At 61.9% G+C, this 16489-nt stretch carries 18 protein-coding genes; 11 read left to right on the top strand and 7 right to left on the bottom strand.

Annotation, left to right across the window (positions count from 1 at the left end; translation table 11 throughout):
* Nucleotides 1-67: 67 nt before the first annotated feature.
* From DXT88_RS19310 to DXT88_RS19290, 5 genes are all read left to right on the top strand, one after another.
* Nucleotides 68-238, top strand: coding sequence for a hypothetical protein (locus DXT88_RS19310; RefSeq protein ID WP_265215635.1), 171 nt, complete (start codon nt 68-70; stop codon nt 236-238).
* Between the two features lie 154 nt (nt 239-392).
* A complete protein-coding gene (locus tag DXT88_RS19305; protein WP_265215634.1) occupies nt 393-533 on the top strand; it encodes a hypothetical protein in 141 nt (46 codons plus the stop codon).
* 12 nt (nt 534-545) lie between these two features.
* Entirely contained in the window at nt 546-809 is a 264-nt protein-coding gene (locus DXT88_RS19300) for an MORN repeat-containing protein (protein ID WP_407649375.1), read from the top strand.
* Between the two features lie 24 nt (nt 810-833).
* Nucleotides 834-1949 (top strand): hypothetical protein, encoded by a 1116-nt coding sequence (locus tag DXT88_RS19295; protein ID WP_265215632.1) that lies wholly within the window; start codon nt 834-836, stop codon nt 1947-1949.
* A gap of 15 nt (nt 1950-1964) precedes the next feature.
* Entirely contained in the window at nt 1965-3182 is a 1218-nt protein-coding gene (locus DXT88_RS19290) for a tetratricopeptide repeat protein (RefSeq protein ID WP_265215631.1), read from the top strand.
* A 69-nt stretch (nt 3183-3251) separates the two neighbouring features.
* Here DXT88_RS19290 and DXT88_RS19285 read toward each other — a convergent pair whose 3' ends face one another.
* The 3 genes from DXT88_RS19285 to DXT88_RS19275 all read right to left on the bottom strand — a co-directional run bounded on the left by DXT88_RS19285 (nt 3252) and on the right by DXT88_RS19275 (nt 6262).
* Nucleotides 3252-4136: an NAD(P)-dependent oxidoreductase gene (locus tag DXT88_RS19285; protein ID WP_265215630.1), complete on the bottom strand. Its 885-nt coding sequence runs from the start codon at nt 4134-4136 to the stop codon at nt 3252-3254.
* A gap of 103 nt (nt 4137-4239) precedes the next feature.
* Nucleotides 4240-5046, bottom strand: a complete 807-nt coding sequence (locus DXT88_RS19280) for a transporter substrate-binding domain-containing protein (RefSeq protein WP_265215629.1) — start codon at nt 5044-5046, stop codon at nt 4240-4242.
* A gap of 367 nt (nt 5047-5413) precedes the next feature.
* Nucleotides 5414-6262 carry an AraC family transcriptional regulator gene (locus DXT88_RS19275; RefSeq protein ID WP_321161123.1) on the bottom strand — a complete coding sequence of 283 codons (849 nt, stop codon included), beginning with the start codon at nt 6260-6262 and terminating at the stop codon, nt 5414-5416.
* Nucleotides 6263-6374: 112 nt separating this feature from the next.
* Between DXT88_RS19275 and DXT88_RS19270 the strand changes: the two genes are divergently transcribed.
* Nucleotides 6375-7613 carry an MFS transporter gene (locus DXT88_RS19270; RefSeq protein ID WP_265215628.1) on the top strand — a complete coding sequence of 413 codons (1239 nt, stop codon included), beginning with the start codon at nt 6375-6377 and terminating at the stop codon, nt 7611-7613.
* 67 nt (nt 7614-7680) lie between these two features.
* Here the strand turns inward: DXT88_RS19270 and DXT88_RS19265 are convergent, their stop codons facing one another.
* The 3 genes from DXT88_RS19265 to DXT88_RS19255 are packed head-to-tail and all read right to left on the bottom strand — an operon-like array spanning nt 7681 to nt 10018.
* Nucleotides 7681-8721 carry an alpha/beta hydrolase gene (locus DXT88_RS19265; protein WP_265215627.1) on the bottom strand — a complete coding sequence of 347 codons (1041 nt, stop codon included), beginning with the start codon at nt 8719-8721 and terminating at the stop codon, nt 7681-7683.
* Nucleotides 8722-8762: 41 nt separating this feature from the next.
* Nucleotides 8763-9287, bottom strand: coding sequence for a thioredoxin family protein (locus DXT88_RS19260; protein ID WP_265215626.1), 525 nt, complete (start codon nt 9285-9287; stop codon nt 8763-8765).
* An 11-nt stretch (nt 9288-9298) separates the two neighbouring features.
* Entirely contained in the window at nt 9299-10018 is a 720-nt protein-coding gene (locus DXT88_RS19255; protein ID WP_265215625.1) for a cytochrome c biogenesis CcdA family protein, read from the bottom strand.
* A gap of 195 nt (nt 10019-10213) precedes the next feature.
* Here DXT88_RS19255 and DXT88_RS19250 point away from each other — a divergent pair, with 195 nt between their 5' ends.
* The 4 genes from DXT88_RS19250 to DXT88_RS19235 all read left to right on the top strand — a co-directional run bounded on the left by DXT88_RS19250 (nt 10214) and on the right by DXT88_RS19235 (nt 14919).
* Nucleotides 10214-10585: a GFA family protein gene (locus DXT88_RS19250; RefSeq protein WP_016835863.1), complete on the top strand. Its 372-nt coding sequence runs from the start codon at nt 10214-10216 to the stop codon at nt 10583-10585.
* Between the two features lie 147 nt (nt 10586-10732).
* Nucleotides 10733-11473 carry a response regulator gene (locus DXT88_RS19245; RefSeq protein WP_016835861.1) on the top strand — a complete coding sequence of 247 codons (741 nt, stop codon included), beginning with the start codon at nt 10733-10735 and terminating at the stop codon, nt 11471-11473.
* Nucleotides 11470-12786 carry an ATP-binding protein gene (locus DXT88_RS19240; RefSeq protein ID WP_265215624.1) on the top strand — a complete coding sequence of 439 codons (1317 nt, stop codon included), beginning with the start codon at nt 11470-11472 and terminating at the stop codon, nt 12784-12786. The genes DXT88_RS19245 and DXT88_RS19240 overlap by 4 nt, the downstream gene beginning before the upstream one ends.
* A 381-nt stretch (nt 12787-13167) precedes the next feature.
* A complete protein-coding gene (locus tag DXT88_RS19235; RefSeq protein WP_265215623.1) occupies nt 13168-14919 on the top strand; it encodes a methyl-accepting chemotaxis protein in 1752 nt (583 codons plus the stop codon).
* A 12-nt stretch (nt 14920-14931) separates the two neighbouring features.
* Here DXT88_RS19235 and DXT88_RS19230 read toward each other — a convergent pair whose 3' ends face one another.
* A complete protein-coding gene (locus tag DXT88_RS19230; RefSeq protein ID WP_029363853.1) occupies nt 14932-15804 on the bottom strand; it encodes a LysR family transcriptional regulator in 873 nt (290 codons plus the stop codon).
* Between the two features lie 92 nt (nt 15805-15896).
* On the opposite strand from DXT88_RS19230, the gene DXT88_RS19225 reads away from it, so the two are divergent.
* Nucleotides 15897-16337, top strand: a complete 441-nt coding sequence (locus DXT88_RS19225; protein WP_265215622.1) for a multidrug/biocide efflux PACE transporter — start codon at nt 15897-15899, stop codon at nt 16335-16337.
* The last annotated feature ends 152 nt before the right edge of the window (nt 16338-16489 follow it).

Here is a 16489-nt window from a genome sequence, read left to right as displayed (position 1 = left end):
TATACTTTCCACTACTATCTTGCTACAGTCCCCATAATAAAAAACAAATCCGGATCAGGGGAATTCCATGAGATTGACAGCACTGTCCTGTGCCGCCATCGTATTGCTGACATCCGCGGCGGCGCACGCGGCTGCGCCCAGTGCGATGTTGCGCGTCGTCTGCGACGATGGCGACAAGGACGCCGAAGTCACGATCGACGGCAAATTCAGGGCGAATGCCCGGTCGACATCATGTTGACCGAAGGTGCGCACAAGTTGCGCATGAGCAAGCCGGTCGGTTCCGCCCAGGAACAGGTGGACGCGCAGTCTTGTTATTTGTTCAAGCCTGAGCCGGACCGGACCGTGTCCTGGAGCGGCTCTTGCCGGGACGGCATCGCCTCAGGAAGCGGCGGTTGAAGTACGAAGTCAACGGCGTCGTCACTGCCCGCTATGTCGGCATGCTGGCGGCAGGATGGCCGGACGGGCAAGGGATCCTGTATTTCAAGGGCGGCGAGCAATACACCGGCGACTTTGCCGATGGTGTGCGGCAGTGACACAGCAAGCAGTTGCTTGACAACGGGACGTTTGAAGGCGAATTCGTAAAAGGCTTGCGCAACGGCAAAGGTACCTACATCTGGAATACCGGGGACCGTTATGAGGGCGACCGGGTCGACGGCAAGCGCGAGGGCAAGGGCGATTTATTGACCAAGGACGGTTACCGCTACGCCGGCGATTTCGCCAACAATCAGAAGCAGGGCCGCGGCGTAGTCATTGCCCCAGAAGGTACCCGTCTGGAAGGCCTGTTTGAAAACGATTCAATAAAGAAATAAGAAATAGGGAAACAGGGGATCGTCTTGAGTAAAAAGAATCTGGCCGTAGGGGCGGCACAAACCTCGCTCGTGCTGGCGTTGTTATGCGCAGGACTGGCGGCGCCGGTACATGCCGCAACGCAGGATCTGCTGCGCATGAGCGAGCAATTGGACCGCGCGGACAAGGGCGACTTCGACGCGGCGCTGTCCAAGGCGTCTCAATGCACCCGCGCACGCGACTACACCTGCGCAGAGACGCAAATGAAAAATGCCAGAAAACTGGCCGTCGACGGCAAATCGAAAAGCGCCCTCAAACGCGCGGAAGACGAGCTCCTGGCTGAACGGGCGCGCGAAAAAGAAGAGCAGCGCGTGGCGGCGCAGCGGCAGCTGGAACTGGAACAGCAGGAAGCCCGCTTGCGCCAGGCCGAGCAACGCGCGCGCGACGCCGAACGGCAGGCGCAGGCGGACGCCGACGAGCGCGACAATCTCAACAACCGTATCGCTGCGGCAGGAAACGCGTATTCGCAAACCCTGCGTGCGCAGGCAAATTCCAGGGCGGCAGACCAGGCGCGCAGCAAGCAATTCGAGCAGCAGCAGGCGGACGCTGCAAAGAACGTCGCGAACGAACAACGACGGTTGACGCAGGAGCGCGCCCAGCTCGAGTCGCAACGCCAGCAGCAGCAACGCCAGGCTCAAGTTCAGGCGGATGCTCAGCGCATTCAGCTGGCGCAGGCGCAGCAGCAAGCTCAGCGCGCGCAAACCGCAGCAGCGAAGACGCCGCCTGAAAGCCAGCCGGTGCGCGTCACCGCACCGGCTGCAGCAATACCTCCAAAGAAATCGGACTCGATCAATACCGGTCGCGAAGCGATGCGTTGTGTCTCCGTCAACCGGGACAAGGAAGGCCTGATTTTCACCAACACCTGCAGCATCCAGATCTTTGTCGTGTGGTGCGGCAGTCTGAAATACAGCAAGAAACAATGCGGCGATGGTCCGGCGGGCAACAGTTTTTATACGCATTCCGTCAATGTCATGCCGGGCGACAAGCAATATGCATACGGTGTGGGCGACTATCACTACGCTGCATGCGAGGGCGGGATTTCATTCGGCAAGGATGAAATCCAGGATCGCCCCGACGGTACGTTTACCTGTGTTCCGAAATAGCGACTGGAAAATAAAATGAAAAAAATGTCGAGCCGCGCCCCTCTGTTGATGGCGCTTCTGTTTGCATCCGGCATGGCCGGCGCCGCCGAAACCGCAGCCGCAGCCAAAGCGAAATCAGGCGGCGCAAAGCAGGCGCCGGTTGAAATGTCAGTCATGCGCGTTCTTTGCGAGGGGAAGTATGCCGATGCCCAGGTCAGCGTCAACGGCGTCCTGAAAGGAGAATGCCCGATCGACATGGAGGTCAGGCCGGGTCTGATCCAGATCCGGGCAACCAAGAAACGCGACGACTATTACGATCAGGTCTTTGAGCAAAGTTTCACGCTGGGCTCCGGCGTGGCGAAACGTGTGGAAGTCGTTTTCAACAAGCGTCCGCAGTTCCGGCCCGAAGCCATTGCGCGTGCAGACAAGGCCGTTGAGGCCAGCGAAATCGCGATGGAGGCCAGACGGCGCAGTGAAATACCGGTTCTGGAGAATGCGGCCGCAAGTGGTGACGGCGCCGCCATGGCCCGCCTCGGCGCGTTTTGCCGTAACGGGCTGGCCGGCCCCGTCGATCTCAAGAAATCTTCCGATTGGTACAAGAAAGCCGCCGATGCCGGCAACGCCGAAGGCATGTACGAATATGCCCTGCAGTCCGAGAGAGGCTATCTGGCTCCCAAGAACATGGCGCTGGCTGTCGAGCTCTATCAAAAGAGCGCCGCGCTGGGTGAGCCGCGCGCGCTGGAAAAAATAGGCAGATTCATGGAAAAAGGCAGCGACGGATTTCAGAAAAATCCTCGCTTGGCCGTCACCTACTATGCCAAAGCGGCGGAGGCCGGCAACAAGCGGGCATCGCTCATGTATTGGGCAGCCTTGCCCGAAGCAGAACAAGACGCCGCCCTGGCGACGGAAGAAAAACTGGCTACGGCCGCGACCAGAATCCAGCTCCGGAAAGCGGAAGCCGGCGAGGATTTTGATGCGCTCACCGATGCGGCGGCAACCTACACTTTCGGAACTTACGGCAATGCGGTCAATCCTGAGCGCGCCTTGACCTACTATCGGATGGCGCTGCGCCAGAAGAAAAAGCAGGCCGCGGCGGGCGATGCGCAAACCAGCTATCAACTGGGATATTGGTATGCAGAGGGCGGCATCGGTTTGTCTGCCGACAGAAATGAAGCAATACGCTACTACAAGCAGGCGCAGTTGCAGGGTTATCCCGACGCTGCAGAAGCCTTGAGCAAATTGCAGTCGCAGTAGGCAAGGGCGCCGGGCCCGGTCATATTGCGTTCATCTGCCGGAACGTACACATGCCGGCGGCCCGGCAGACTACTTCTTCGCCAGCCTGTCCTTGTGCGCCTGCACCATCGCCCCCAGCATCTGCTCACCGTAGCCTTCCTTCGCGCTCTGCTGCAAGGTCGCCGCAACATGCGGGCCGATCATGGACGGATTGGCGAAAGCCGCCGTCATGTTGTTGTAGTAGCTCAGGTCCTTGCCGGCGTTGGCGATGCTGAACTTCATGCCGTCCGAACGGCCTTCGAGGATGCCGCCGGCGATCATCTGGAAGATGCCGCTGTTGGCGCCGCCCTTGCTGATCACGTCGAAGAACTTGCGCTGATCTACGCCGACGGCGTCGCACATCGCCAGCGCTTCGGTCGCCAGCGTGGCAGTGCCGATCGCGACGAAGTTGTTGAGCAGCTTGAGCTTTTGCGCGCTGGTGGTGCCGCCGATGTGGAAGATGTTTTCGCAGAAGGCTTCGAGGATGGGCTTGACCTTGGCGAAGGTGGCGTCATCGGCGCCGACCATGGTGTTGAGGCGGCCCTGCATGGCTTCGACCGGCGTGCGCGCCAGCGGCGCATCGACGAAGCTGACGCCCTTGGTCGCCAGTTGCCCGGCGATGCGCGCGCTCGACATCGGCTCGCTGGTGGAGCAGTCGATCAGGATCTGGCCGCTGCGGCAGTTTTCCAGGATGCCGCCGGCGCGGAAGATCAGGTCCTCGACCTGCGGCGAACCGGTGACGCAAAGGATGATGGCGTCGACGTTGGTCACCAGGTCTTGCAGGCTGGAGGCTTCGCGTGCGCCTTCGGCGACCAGTTCTTCCACCGGCTTGCGATTGCGGTTGCCCATCACGGTGACGTTGAAACCCTTGATGACGAGGTTGTGCGCCATGCCCTGGCCCATCATGCCGACGCCTATGAATCCGATATTTTTCATGACTGGTGAAATGCTTTCGTGAAAAGTGAAAAAAGCCGGCGCGACTGTTTCTGCGACAGCTGCGCCGACGCCGAACGAGTTTGTTGAATCAAGGCTTATTGAATCACTTCGGCATGTATTGCGACAGGTCGGGCAGCGGTGCGCCGGCCGCCGCTTCATACGACTTCGCCAGGTTGCCGTTCTTCATGTTGGCGACCACCCAGTTGTTGATCCAGGCCAGCAGCGCGGTGTCTTCCTTGCGCACGCCAATGCCGTGCGGCACGACCTTGACCGAGAACTTGGTTTCGATGTTACGGCCCGGGTTCTTGCGTGCCGTGGTGGTCACCAGTTCCTTGGCGGTGCCGATGGCGTCGACCTGGCCCGACAGCAGCGCCGCCGCGTTGGTGGAGTCATCGTCGTAGCGCACCAGCGTCGTACCCTTGGGGACGAGCGGCGTCAGCAGCGTGTCCTGCAGGTTGCCGCGCACCACGCCGACGCGTTTGCCGGCCAGGTCGGCCAGGCTCTTGATCTGCATGGTCTTTTCTGCGCCGACTACCGATTCCGACGCGCTGTAGGGTACGCTGAAGTTGATCACCTTGGCGCGCTCCGGCGTGATGCTGAACGACGCGATCACGATATCGGCCTTGTTGGTCAGCAGGAAAGGCACGCGGTTGGGGCCGGTGACCTGGATGATTTCCATCTCGACGCCGAGGTCCTTGGCCAGCATCTTGGCGGCGCTGACGTCGGAGCCGTAAGGTTGAAGCTTGTCGTCGGTCATGCCGAACGGCGGCGAGCCGAGATCGATGGCGATGACGATCTTCTTGCGCTGGCGGATGTCATTGAGCGTGTCGGCGCTGGCCGACTGGGTCAGGAAGAGCAGGCCGAGGACGGCCGCGGCGGCGTATTTGATGCTGGCTTTGAAGGTGTGCATGCAATCTCCTGATGTAAGAATTGTTGTTTGTTTTACTACCGCTCTGCTGAAAAAACGAAGTCAATCCGGAAATGCGGTCACAGGAAACTGCGGGCGCAAGGGAGCCTTCGCGACTGACGCAATGCGTCGCCGGCGGGGAAGTCTTTCGCGCGTGAAAAATCCTGTGTTGTCTCGCCTGAAGCGTGACGTCCCGAAGCTGCTGCCCTGAGTACGTCCGCCGGCTTTTATGGTTCTTGTTTTGTCGCCGGTTCTCTTTCAATACGAGCTACCGGTTGGAAGGCGACACTACGCCCGGCCCCGTGCACTGTCCAATGAAACTAATTCATCGCGTGATAACCGATTGCGAGGGCGGGCTTGCCGGGCATTCTCATTCGATTTTTTTGGCGCGTTGCAACATGCTGTCAGCGGCGATATGCCGGCGAGCCAGGCCGCCGTACTGGCTCGGGGTCTTGCCGAGCACGCTGCGGAACATGCTGGTGAAGGCGCTGGCGCTTTTGTAACCGAGCCGCTCGGCGATGCGCTCGACCGCTTCGCCTTGCGACAGCCGCAGCAGCGCGTCGGTGATGTGGACCTGCTGCACCCAATGGCGAAAATGCAAGCCGGTTTCTTTCGGGAACAAGCGAATCAGCGTGCGCGGACTGGCGCCGGCGAACCCGGCCCAGTGCTCCAGCGAGTTGGCGTTGCCGGGATCGGCGAGGATGGCTTCGCACACGGCCACCACGCGCCGGTCGGCCGGCCACGGGATCACCACCGGGATGGCGGCGGCGCCGTCGATTTCCGACAGGATCAGTTGCGCCAGGTGGCCGCCGCGGCCGCGCAGGTCGTAGCCGGATTCGGAATCCGATTCTTCCTTCAGCAGCGCCAGGATCAGTTCGCGCAGCAGTGGGGTGACTTCCAGCAGGCGGCACTCGGCGCCGATCAGTTCAGATTCGTGCGGGCGGATGTAGAGCGTGCGCAGGCGCACCGCGCTGAGCATGCGGATTTCATGCGCCAGGCTGCACGGCACCCACAGCGCACGCTGCGGCGGGATGACCCAGAGGCCGTGCGCGGTGCGCACCTGCATGACGCCTTCGGCCGCGTACAGCAACTGGCCGCGCGGATGCGAGTGCGTGGCGAGCAATTGGTCGTAATCGAAGTCGCGGCTGAAGGCGACTACCGCATGCGGCAAGTGTTGCAGCTGGGCGGCTTCGAGGCTGGAGTGGACGATGTTGATCACGATGAAAAATGGAGTGTCACTTAATCGATGGAAAATGTCATTCTGATTTTTAAGTGTCAATATACCATTTGCCTATCGTTCCATCATTCCTGCCATTTCATTTTTTATCGCCATGACCATCCAGACCTCCTCTCCCGCCGTGTTGTCCGATGCGCCCGCTGCAAGCGCACCGGCGGCCACACAACCAGGCAGTTCACCATTGGTGCTGCGCATCGTGCTCGCCGTCGGCTTCGCCCACCTGATCAACGACCTGATCCAGGCGCTGTTGCCGTCCATCTATCCGATGCTCAAGCAAAACTATGGACTGAGCTTCACCCAGGTCGGCCTGATCACCCTGACCTTCCAGGTCACGGCCTCGCTGATACAGCCCTGGATCGGGATGTATACCGACAAGCATCCCAAGCCTTTGCTGCTGCCGTGCGGCGCGCTGTTCACGCTGCTGGGCATCGTCCTGCTGTCGATGGCCGGCAGCTTCGGCTGGTTCCTGCTGGCGGCGGGGCTGATCGGCGTCGGTTCGTCGACCTTCCATCCGGAAGCTTCGCGCATCGCGCGCATGGCTTCGGGTGGCCGCTTCGGTTTTGCGCAGTCGACTTTCCAGGTCGGCGGCAATGCCGGATCGGCCCTGGGTCCTTTATTCGCGGCGGCGATCGTGGTGCCGTTCGGTCAACCCAATATCGCGTGGTTCTGCATCTTCGCGGTGGTGGCAATCGTGGTGCTGTCGCGCGTGAGCAATTGGTATCGCCATCATCTGGCCGCCGGTGCAAAAAAGGCGCGTGCGACGGTGCATCATCACCTCTCTCCCGGCACCGTCAAAAGGGCCTTGCTGGTGCTGGCCTTGCTGGTGTTTTCCAAATACTTTTACATGGCTGGTTTCACCAGTTACTTTACCTTCTACCTGATCGACCGATTCCATCTGACCGTCGGCGACTCGCAGATCCTGCTGTTCCTGTTCCTCGGCGCGGTGGCGGCCGGCACCTTCTTCGGCGGACCGATCGGCGACAAGATCGGACGCAAGCGCGTGATCTGGTTTTCCATCCTCGGGGCGGCCCCGTTCGCCTTGCTGCTGCCGCACGCCAACCTGTTCTGGACCGGCGTGCTGTGCGTGTTCGTCGGCTTCATCCTGGCCTCGGCGTTCTCGGCCATCGTGGTGTATGCGCAGGAGCTGGTGCCGGGCAAGGTGGGGCTGATTTCGGGCGTGTTCTTCGGCCTGATGTTCGGCTTCGGCGGCATCGGCGCGGCACTGCTCGGGCATCTGGCCGACCTGTATGGCATCGCCAATGTTTATCTGCTGTGTTCGCTGCTGCCGCTGGCCGGTGTGCTGACGGTGTTCCTGCCGGACCTGAAAGAATAGGTCCAGTGCGCAACGACGAAAACGCCATCCGTTTGCGCGGATGGCGTTTTTTTTGCCCCAAAAAAGCTTACAGCTTCGTCACCGCCAGCACGGCATTGGCGAATTCCTGCGGCGCCTCTTGCGGCAGGTTATGGCCGATGCCGCCGCTGAGGTTGCGGTGCTCATACTTGCCTGCAAACTTGTTGCGGTACAAGGCCGGCGGCAGGAATGGTGCGCCGTTGGCGTCGCCTTCCATCGTGATGGTCGGGATGCCGATCACCGGCAGGTCGGCAAGACGGCGTTCCAGCGCGTCGTACTTGCGTTCGCCGTCGGCCAGGCCGAGGCGCCAGCGGTAGTTGTGAACGACGATGGCGACGTAGTCCGGATTGTCGAACGATGCGGCGCTGCGGTTGAAAGTGGCGGCGTCGAAATTCCATTTCGGCGAGGCCGTCTTCCAGATCAGTTCGGCGAACTCGCGGCGGTATTGCGTGTAACCGGTCACGCCGCGCTCGGTGGTGAGGTAGAACTGATACCACCAGTCGAACTCGGCCTTGGGCGGCAGCGGCTTCTTGGCGGCCGCCAGGTTGGTCATCAGGTAGCCGCTCACGGACACCAGCGCCTCGCAACGTTCCGGCCACAGCGCGGCCATGATGCAGGCGGTGCGTGCACCCCAGTCGAAACCGGCGATGACCGCCGACGGAATGCGCAGCGCATCCATCAGCGCGATGATGTCCTGCGCCACCGCGGATTGCTGCGCATTGCGCTGCGCGTCGGCTGACAGGAAGCGGGTGCTGCCGTGACCGCGCAAGTGCGGCACGATCACGCGATGGCCGGCGGCGGCCAGCAGCGGCGCGACGTCGACGAAGCTGTGGATGTCATACGGCCAGCCATGCAGCAGGATGACCGGCTTGCCATTGGCCGGGCCGAGTTCGGCGTAACCGATGTCAAGCACGCCGGCGTCGATCTGCCTGATCGAGGTGAAACCGGCTGCCGCTGCTGACGAAGATGCAGCTCCGGCGGCAATTGTCTGCGCATTGGCGAGTGCGCTGAAGCCCAGTTGAGCGGTAGCGACGGTGGCTGCGGCGGCGCCGAAGAAACGGCGGCGGCGTTGATCGATCTGGTCGGACATTGTTTTCTCCTTGTTTGGTTATTGCTGCGTGGTGTGGGGTGTTACTGCGGCTGCGCCAGCAGGTTCTTGATGGCGGCTTCGGTCTGCGCATACTGGCCTTCGCCGAAATGCGTGTAGACCACCTGGCCCTTCTTGTCGATCAGGTAGAAGGCTGGCCAGTACTGGTTGTTGTAGGCGCTCCAGGTGGCGTAGCGGTTGTCCTGCGCGACCGGGTAAGTGATGCCGAAGCGCTTGATGGCGGTCTTGACGTTGTCGGTGCTGCGTTCGAACGGATACTCCGGCGTGTGTACGCCGACCACCACCAGGCCCTGGTCCTTGTACTTCTGGTGCCAGGATTTGACGTAGGGCAGGGTATTGATGCAGTTGATGCAGGTGTAGGTCCAGAAGTCGACCAGCACCACCTTGCCGCGCAGTTGTTGCATGGTCAGCGGTTCGCTGTTGAGCCATTTGTCGACGCCGCTGAATTCAGGCGCGGCGACGCTCTTGCCGAGCGCGCCGGCCGAAGCGGTGGAAGTGGCGGCGGCGAGTACAGTCAGGGCGGCAAAAGTCTTGAGTCGGGAAAGCATGGTGAATCCTTTCAATTGGAAGAAGAAAACAGGGAGGACAAGGAGGCGCTGATCAGCACGTCGTATTGCAGGTAGATCGCCAGCGCGGTCAGCATCACCAGTACGCCGAACAGCTGTTGCAGGCGCTGGGTATGGCGCGACACCATGCGTACATGACGACTGATGTACTGGCCGCCGTAAAGAATCGCCAGCATCGGAATCGCGGCGCCGATGGCGTACATCAGCAACAGCAGGGCCGACCAGCCGAGGTCTTGCGCCTTCACCACCAGCACCAGGATCGAAGCCAGAACGGGACCGGCGCAAGGCGTCCAGACCGCGCCCAGCGACATGCCGAGGACGAAACCGCCGGTATTGCCGGCATGCACCTTGGGTACGCCGCGTGCGGCATGCATGCGTTGCAGCGGCGCCTGCAAATGCGCCACCAGCCATTCATACGGGCGCGGCCACAGGCGCAGCAGGCCGGACAGCGCCAGCAGCGCGATAGCGATATTGCGCAAGGCTTCCTGCGCCACGTGCACGGTGCCCGACACCGCGCCCAGCAGCATGGCGAAGGCCGAGAAGCTCAGGATGAAGCCGGCGATGATGAACAGCGGGCGGGTGCGGTTGGGTGACTTGCCCGGCTCCGTGACCGCGCTGCCCAGCAAGATCGGCAGCACCGGCAGCACGCACGGGGAAGCGATGGTCAGCAGGCCGGCCAGCAGGGCAAAGGGCGTTTCGAGGAAGCTGTGCATGGCGATTTCCAATGTGGGTTGCGATGACCGTATTGGAACGCCCGCACGTATCTGGCTTGTGTCTGCAACAGCACACGGGTGCAATGTTTTGTGTAGGTAGTTGCGCCGGATACATTGGGACACAAATCATCCCGGGATTTGTTTTCGCATTGGTTTATAAATGCAATCATTGCCAACCACCTGAAGGAGAAAAACATGACCGCCGGACTCTACAAAGGCTCCTGCCACTGCGGCGCCGTCCATTTTGAAGTTCGCACCGCGCTGACGCCGGCCGGGCGCTGCAACTGCAGCCTGTGCCGCCGCAAGGGCGCATTGATGACGCCGATGATCGACGTCGCCGACGTCAGGATCGTCAGCGGCGAAGAATCGCTGACGCTGTACCAGTTCAACACCCGGACCGCAAAGCACTATTTCTGCAAGCACTGCGGCATCTATCCATTCCACCAGACCCGCAAGGCGCCCAATCTCTGGCGCGCCAATATCGGCTGCCTCGAAGGCGTCGATCCGTATGCACTGGAAGCCGGTGTGGCCGATGGCGCCAGTTTGTCCGTGCTGGAGGATGCGTGAAGACTCTGAGGCGCTTTCTGGCGATCTTCGCGTTCCTGGCCGGCGGGTTTGCAGCCGAGCTGGCCAAGCCCGTGTATTGCTCGCTGCTCAACGTGGCCGGTACAGGCCGGGTGAGCCGGCGAAAACGCGCTAAGGTATGATCGCCGCATGGAAAACCAAGACCACATCCTGATCGTCGACGACGACCGCGGCATCCGCGAACTGCTGGCCGCCTACCTTGAGAAAAACGGCATGCGCGTGTCGCTGGCCGCCAACGGGCGCCAGATGCGCGCGGTGCTGGAGCAGGGCGCGCCGGACCTGATCGTGCTCGACCTGATGCTGCCCGGCGAAGACGGCCTGGTGCTGTGCCGCGAATTGCGCGTCGGAAAATTCAAGGCCGTGCCGGTGCTGATGCTGACCGCGCGCAGCGAAGAAACCGACCGCATCGTCGGCCTCGAAATGGGCGCCGACGACTACCTCACCAAGCCGTTCGCAGTGCGCGAACTGATGGCGCGGATCCGTTCGGTGCTGCGTCGCGCGCGCATGCTGCCGCCCAACATGCAGGTCACGGAAGCGGTCCAGATGCTCGGCTTCGGCGACTGGCGGCTGGACACCACGGCGCGTCACCTGCTGGACCGGGACGGCACCATGGTGGCGCTGAGCGGCGCCGAATACCGCCTGCTTCGCGTGTTCCTCGACCATCCGCAACGCGTGCTCACGCGCGACCAGCTGCTCAACCTGACGCAGGGACGCGCATCGGATCCTTTCGACCGTTCCATCGACCTGCTGGTGAGCCGCCTGCGCCAGCGCCTGCTGGACGGCGCGCGCGAGCCGCGCTACATCAAGACGCTGCGCAATGAAGGCTATGTCTTCTCCGCGGCCGTCACACTGATCGAAGGCGAGCAATGACATTTTCCGTACTGAGCTGGCCGCGCACGCTGTTCGCCCGGCTGGCGCTGATCCTTTGCATCGGCCTGGTGCTGGCGCAGACGCTGTCGTTCTGGCTGACGCTGACCGAGCGCGACCAGGCCACCACCAACGTCATGATGGGCTACATCGAACGCGAAGCGGCCAGCTCCGTCGCGCTGCTCGATCACCTGCCGCCGGCCGAGCGCGCGCAATGGTTGCCGCGCCTGGCGCGCCGCAGTTATGAATTCATTCTCGGTCCCGGCATCACCGGCACGCCTCCCGATGCGCGCCTGTCGAAGATGGTGGCGAAGTCGATCGCCGACGGCATCGGCACCGAATACGCACTGACCGTCAACGCCGTGCCCGGCGACAAGGAGCGCATGCAAGTGCATCTGAAGTTGACTGACGGCACGCCGCTGACCATCGACTTGCGCCCCATGTCCGGTGTACCGATGTCGCCGTGGCTGCCGCTGGTGCTGGCCTTGCAGCTGATCGTGCTGGCGGCGTGCTGCTGGCTGGCGGTGCGGCTGGCGACGCGGCCGCTGCATGCGCTGGCGGCTGCAGCGGACACGCTCGGCCCCGATCTCAAGGCGGCGCGTTTGCCGGAAGACGGCCCCTCTGAAGTTGCCCGCGCAGCCAAGGCCTTCAACGCCATGCAGGACCGCATCGCTACCTACATGACCGAGCGCATGCAAATCCTGGCGGCGATTTCACACGACTTGCAGACGCCGATCACGCGCATGCGCTTGCGCGTCGACGTGATGGATGAAGGACCGCAACACGCCAAGCTGCAACAGGATCTGCAGGAGATGGAGACGCTGGTCAAGGAAGGCGTGGCCTATGCGCGCACCTTGCATGGCGCAGCGGAAGCGCCGATCCGCATCGATCCCGACGCGCTCCTCGACAGCCTGGTGTGCGACTACGTCGACGCCGGTAATGAAGTGTCGCTGCACGGCGCCGTCGGCGCGGCGCTGGTGACGCGTCCGCAGGCCCTCAAGCGCATCCTCGGCAACCTGGTCGACAACGCGCTCAAGTTCGGCGGCGCGGCGGAGCTGGAAGTCAGCGCGCAAGCCGATGGAGTGGTGAGCATTGCCGTGCTCGACCGCGGTCCCGGCATCCCGGCCGAGTCGCTCGACGCAGTGTTCGAACCCTTCGTGCGCTTGGAGACTTCACGCAATCGCAACACCGGCGGCACCGGGCTCGGACTGGCGATCGCCCGCCAGCTGACGCTGGCGATGGATGCGAAGCTGTCATTGCATAACCGCACCGGCGGCGGACTGGAAGCGCGCCTGACGTTGCGGCCGCAACACTGATCCGTCCCATTTCCGGTCCGTAGAAAAGGCCTGCCGCATGTGCATTGCGGCGGGCCTTTTCATTTGCACGGCAGAGGATGCAATCCCTTCCGCTATCGCCGGCGGCAGTTGTCATTTCAGTTGCCAACCTCGCGCTTAAATTTTCCCCTGGTTTTGCATCATCGACAACATTGCGGCGCAATGCCGTCCGCGCAGCATTTCATGAAGCGGACATGTTGCGATGGTAAGAAGGCGATGCGGCGATTTCCTAGGTAGAAATACCAATAGCTCTGATGCCGCCTTATTGCAGACAATACTGGCCATTCCGGGCTGCTTGCTGCGTGCTGCGCGCGAAGAGCTTCCACGAAGGGGACCGGGATCGACATTCACAGAAAGATAAAAATGAATTTCTTTGCCAATATGAATATCAGCAAACGTCTCAATCTTGGCTTTGCGATCATCCTGTTTTCCGCCATCGCGGTCATCGCGCTGAGCATCTGGCGCCTGCATGAAGTGGCCGAGACCACGCAATCCATGATGGAAAAACCGCTCGCCAAGGAACGCCTGGTGTCGGACTGGTATCGCACCATCCACACCAGCGTGCGCCGTACCACGGCAATCGCCAAGAGTTCCGATCCCAGCCTGAGCGCGTTCTTCGCCGAAGACGCCGCCACCGCCACCAAGCTGTCCAACGAACAGCAAAAGACGCTTGAAGGCCTGCTCGGCAGCGACAAGGAAAAGGCCCTGTTCGCGCAACTGGCGACGGTGCGCAAAAGCTACATCGTGGCGCGTGACGCCATCTCCAAAGCCAAGGCCGACGGCAACGTGGAAGAAGCCGCACGCATCCTGGCAAAGGACTTTCCGGTAGCTGCCAAGGGCTACCTCGACGCCCTGCAGCAACTGCTCGACCTGCAACGCTCCGGCATCGATGAGATCGCCGCCAGCATCCAGGATCAATACAAGCAAAGCCGCAACCTGCTGATCGCCTTCGGCGCGCTGCTGTTCGTCGCCGGCTGGGTATTCGCCTGGCGCCTGGCGCTGAGCATCATCCGTCCCCTGAAGCAGGCGCTCGGCATTGCCGAGACGGTTGCGGCAGGCGACCTGAGCTCGCGCATCGACACCAGCCGCAAGGATGAAACCGGCAAGCTGCTGCTGGCGCTCAAGACCATGAACGACAATCTGCAACGCATCGTCGGCCAGGTGCGCACCGGCACCGACACCATCAGCACTGCCTCGGCCGAGATCGCCAGCGGCAACATGGACCTGTCCACGCGCACCGAACAGCAGGCCGGATCGCTGGAAGAAACCGCTTCCGCAATGGAACAACTGACCTCGACCGTCAAGCAGAACGCCGACAACGCGCGCCAGGCCAATCAGCTGGCCGTATCCGCTTCCGAAGTGGCGGTGCAGGGCGGCAGCGTGGTCGGGCAAGTGGTCGACACCATGGGCGCCATCAACGCTTCATCGAAGAAGATCGTCGACATCATCAGCGTCATCGACGGCATCGCTTTCCAGACCAATATCCTGGCGTTGAACGCAGCAGTGGAGGCGGCGCGCGCCGGTGAACAGGGTCGCGGCTTTGCCGTGGTGGCGTCGGAAGTGCGCAGCCTGGCGCAGCGCTCGGCCTCGGCGGCGAAGGAAATCAAGGAACTGATCAGCGACTCGGTCGACAAGGTCGACTCCGGCAGCAAGCTGGTGGAACAGGCCGGCGCGACGATGGCGGAAGTGGTCGCCAGCGTCAAGCGCGTGACCGACATCGTCGGCGAAATCAGCTCGGCCAGCCAGGAGCAGAGCGAAGGCATCGAGCAGGTCAATCGCGCAATCGCGCAGATGGATGAAACCACGCAGCAGAACGCAGCGCTGGTGGAGCAGGCTGCGGCGGCCGCGCAATCCCTGCAGGACCAGGCGGCGACGCTGACGCAGGTGGTCGGCATCTTCACGCTGGACAGCGCGCATGCGACAGGCAAGAACCTGGCAGCGGTTCAGGTCAAGCCGGTCGTCATTGTGTCCACTGCGGCAACCACGAAAAGCGCGCCGCACAAGCCAGCGCCAGGGCTGGTAAAAAGCGCAGTGAAGACAGCCGTCTCCGCCCCTGCAGCGACACCTAAGCGCTTGCCGGCCGCCGTGTCGGACGACGACTGGGAACAGTTTTAAGCGGTGAAATTTTCAGGCCGGCGTTTGCAGGAAGGTATTGCACAGCCATGCGCCGGCCTGTCCCAGTCCGCGTTCGCGCGACCAGATCACATGCACGCGGATGCTGCGCGGCCAGCCATGCACCTTTAACTCCTTCAGTTCCGCCGCGCCGAAACGCTTGACCACCCAGCGCGGCAATTCCGCCCAGCCGAATCCCAGTTCAGTCATCTCCAGCAAGATCAGGTAACTCGATGCCGACCAGTGCAATCCGGGTTGCTGCCGTCGCGCCTGGTCGCGATGCGTGTAAGTGTTCACGCGCAGCTCGCGCGCCTGGCGCAGCATGTCGCCGCTGATGTGCGCGGCCTGCGCCAGCGGATGTGCGGTGCTGACATACAGGCCGATCTCGGACTGGTCGGCGATGGTCTCGAAGCCGATGTCCGGCGGATAAGACGGTTGCGCCGCCACCAGTGCCAGCTGCACGCGACCCGATTGCACCAGGTCGACGGCGTCTTCATCTTCGGCGATCAGGCACTCCAGGCTGAGGTCGGGAAAGCGCTGCTCGAGTTGCGCCAGGCTTTTTTCAAACACGTCGGATTGATAGGTGTCGGACAACGCAAAACTCAGTTGGGCCTCGCGGCCACCCGCCAGTTGTTGCGCTGCCCGGCTCAGCTTGTCGTTGGCGTCGAGCAGCTGACGCGCATGCGTGAGCAGCGCGTGGCCGTGTTCGGTCAGCGTCGGCTTGCGCGTACTGCGGTCGAACAGCGTCACGCCGAGATCGATTTCCAGATTGGCGATGGCTTCGCTGACGCTGGATTGCTGCCTGCCCAGCTTGCGGGCAGCGGCCGAAAACGAGCCGAGGTTGGCGGCTTCGATGAACATCAGCAGAGCGTCGAGGGAATGCATCAGGTCTCGTTTATATATCGGATATTCCGATGGTTAATAACTTCATTCTATCAGTGGAACCGTCGATAATCGAGGCATTCCCAAGGAGAGAATCCATGAACCAAGAGAAATCCCTGTATGAACGTTTCCTGCACGCGGTGCTGTTTGAAATCGTTGCGCTGCTGTTGTGCGCACCGGTGATGTCGTGGCTGCTGGGCGTGTCGTTCGCGCACGCCGGCGCGCTGACGCTGATGATTTCACTGGTGGCGATGACCTGGAACGTCATCTTCAACACCGTGTTCGACCGCCTCGAACGCCGCTGGAAGGCGCCCGCCGCCGAGCGCAGCTTCGCGGTGCGCATCGTCCACGCCGTCGTGTTCGAAGCCGGCCTGATCCTGGCCGTGGTGCCGCTGGCCGCCTGGTGGCTCAATATCGGACTGATCGAGGCCTTCGTACTCGACATCGGCCTGGTGTTGTTTTTTCTTCCTTACACGCTGGTGTTCAATTGGTGCTATGACAAGATGCGCGCCGGCATGCTCAGGCGTGCAACTTGCTGACATGGGCTGAAAACGGCTTGTTAACAGTGTTTACAGCCTGATACAGTGAAACCGCACCAAAACAGGAAGCCGCCGTCAGGCGGCTTTTCTATTTCTTGACGCCAATTTCCCTCGCTGATCCGGCGAATGACGCCGCATCCCCAACGCTATAC

The organism is Herbaspirillum lusitanum, assembly GCF_026127345.1.
GTDB lineage: Bacteria > Pseudomonadota > Gammaproteobacteria > Burkholderiales > Burkholderiaceae_D > Herbaspirillum > Herbaspirillum lusitanum.
Note: the sequence above shows the minus strand (reverse complement) of the source record. Positions and strands in the feature narration are given on the sequence as shown.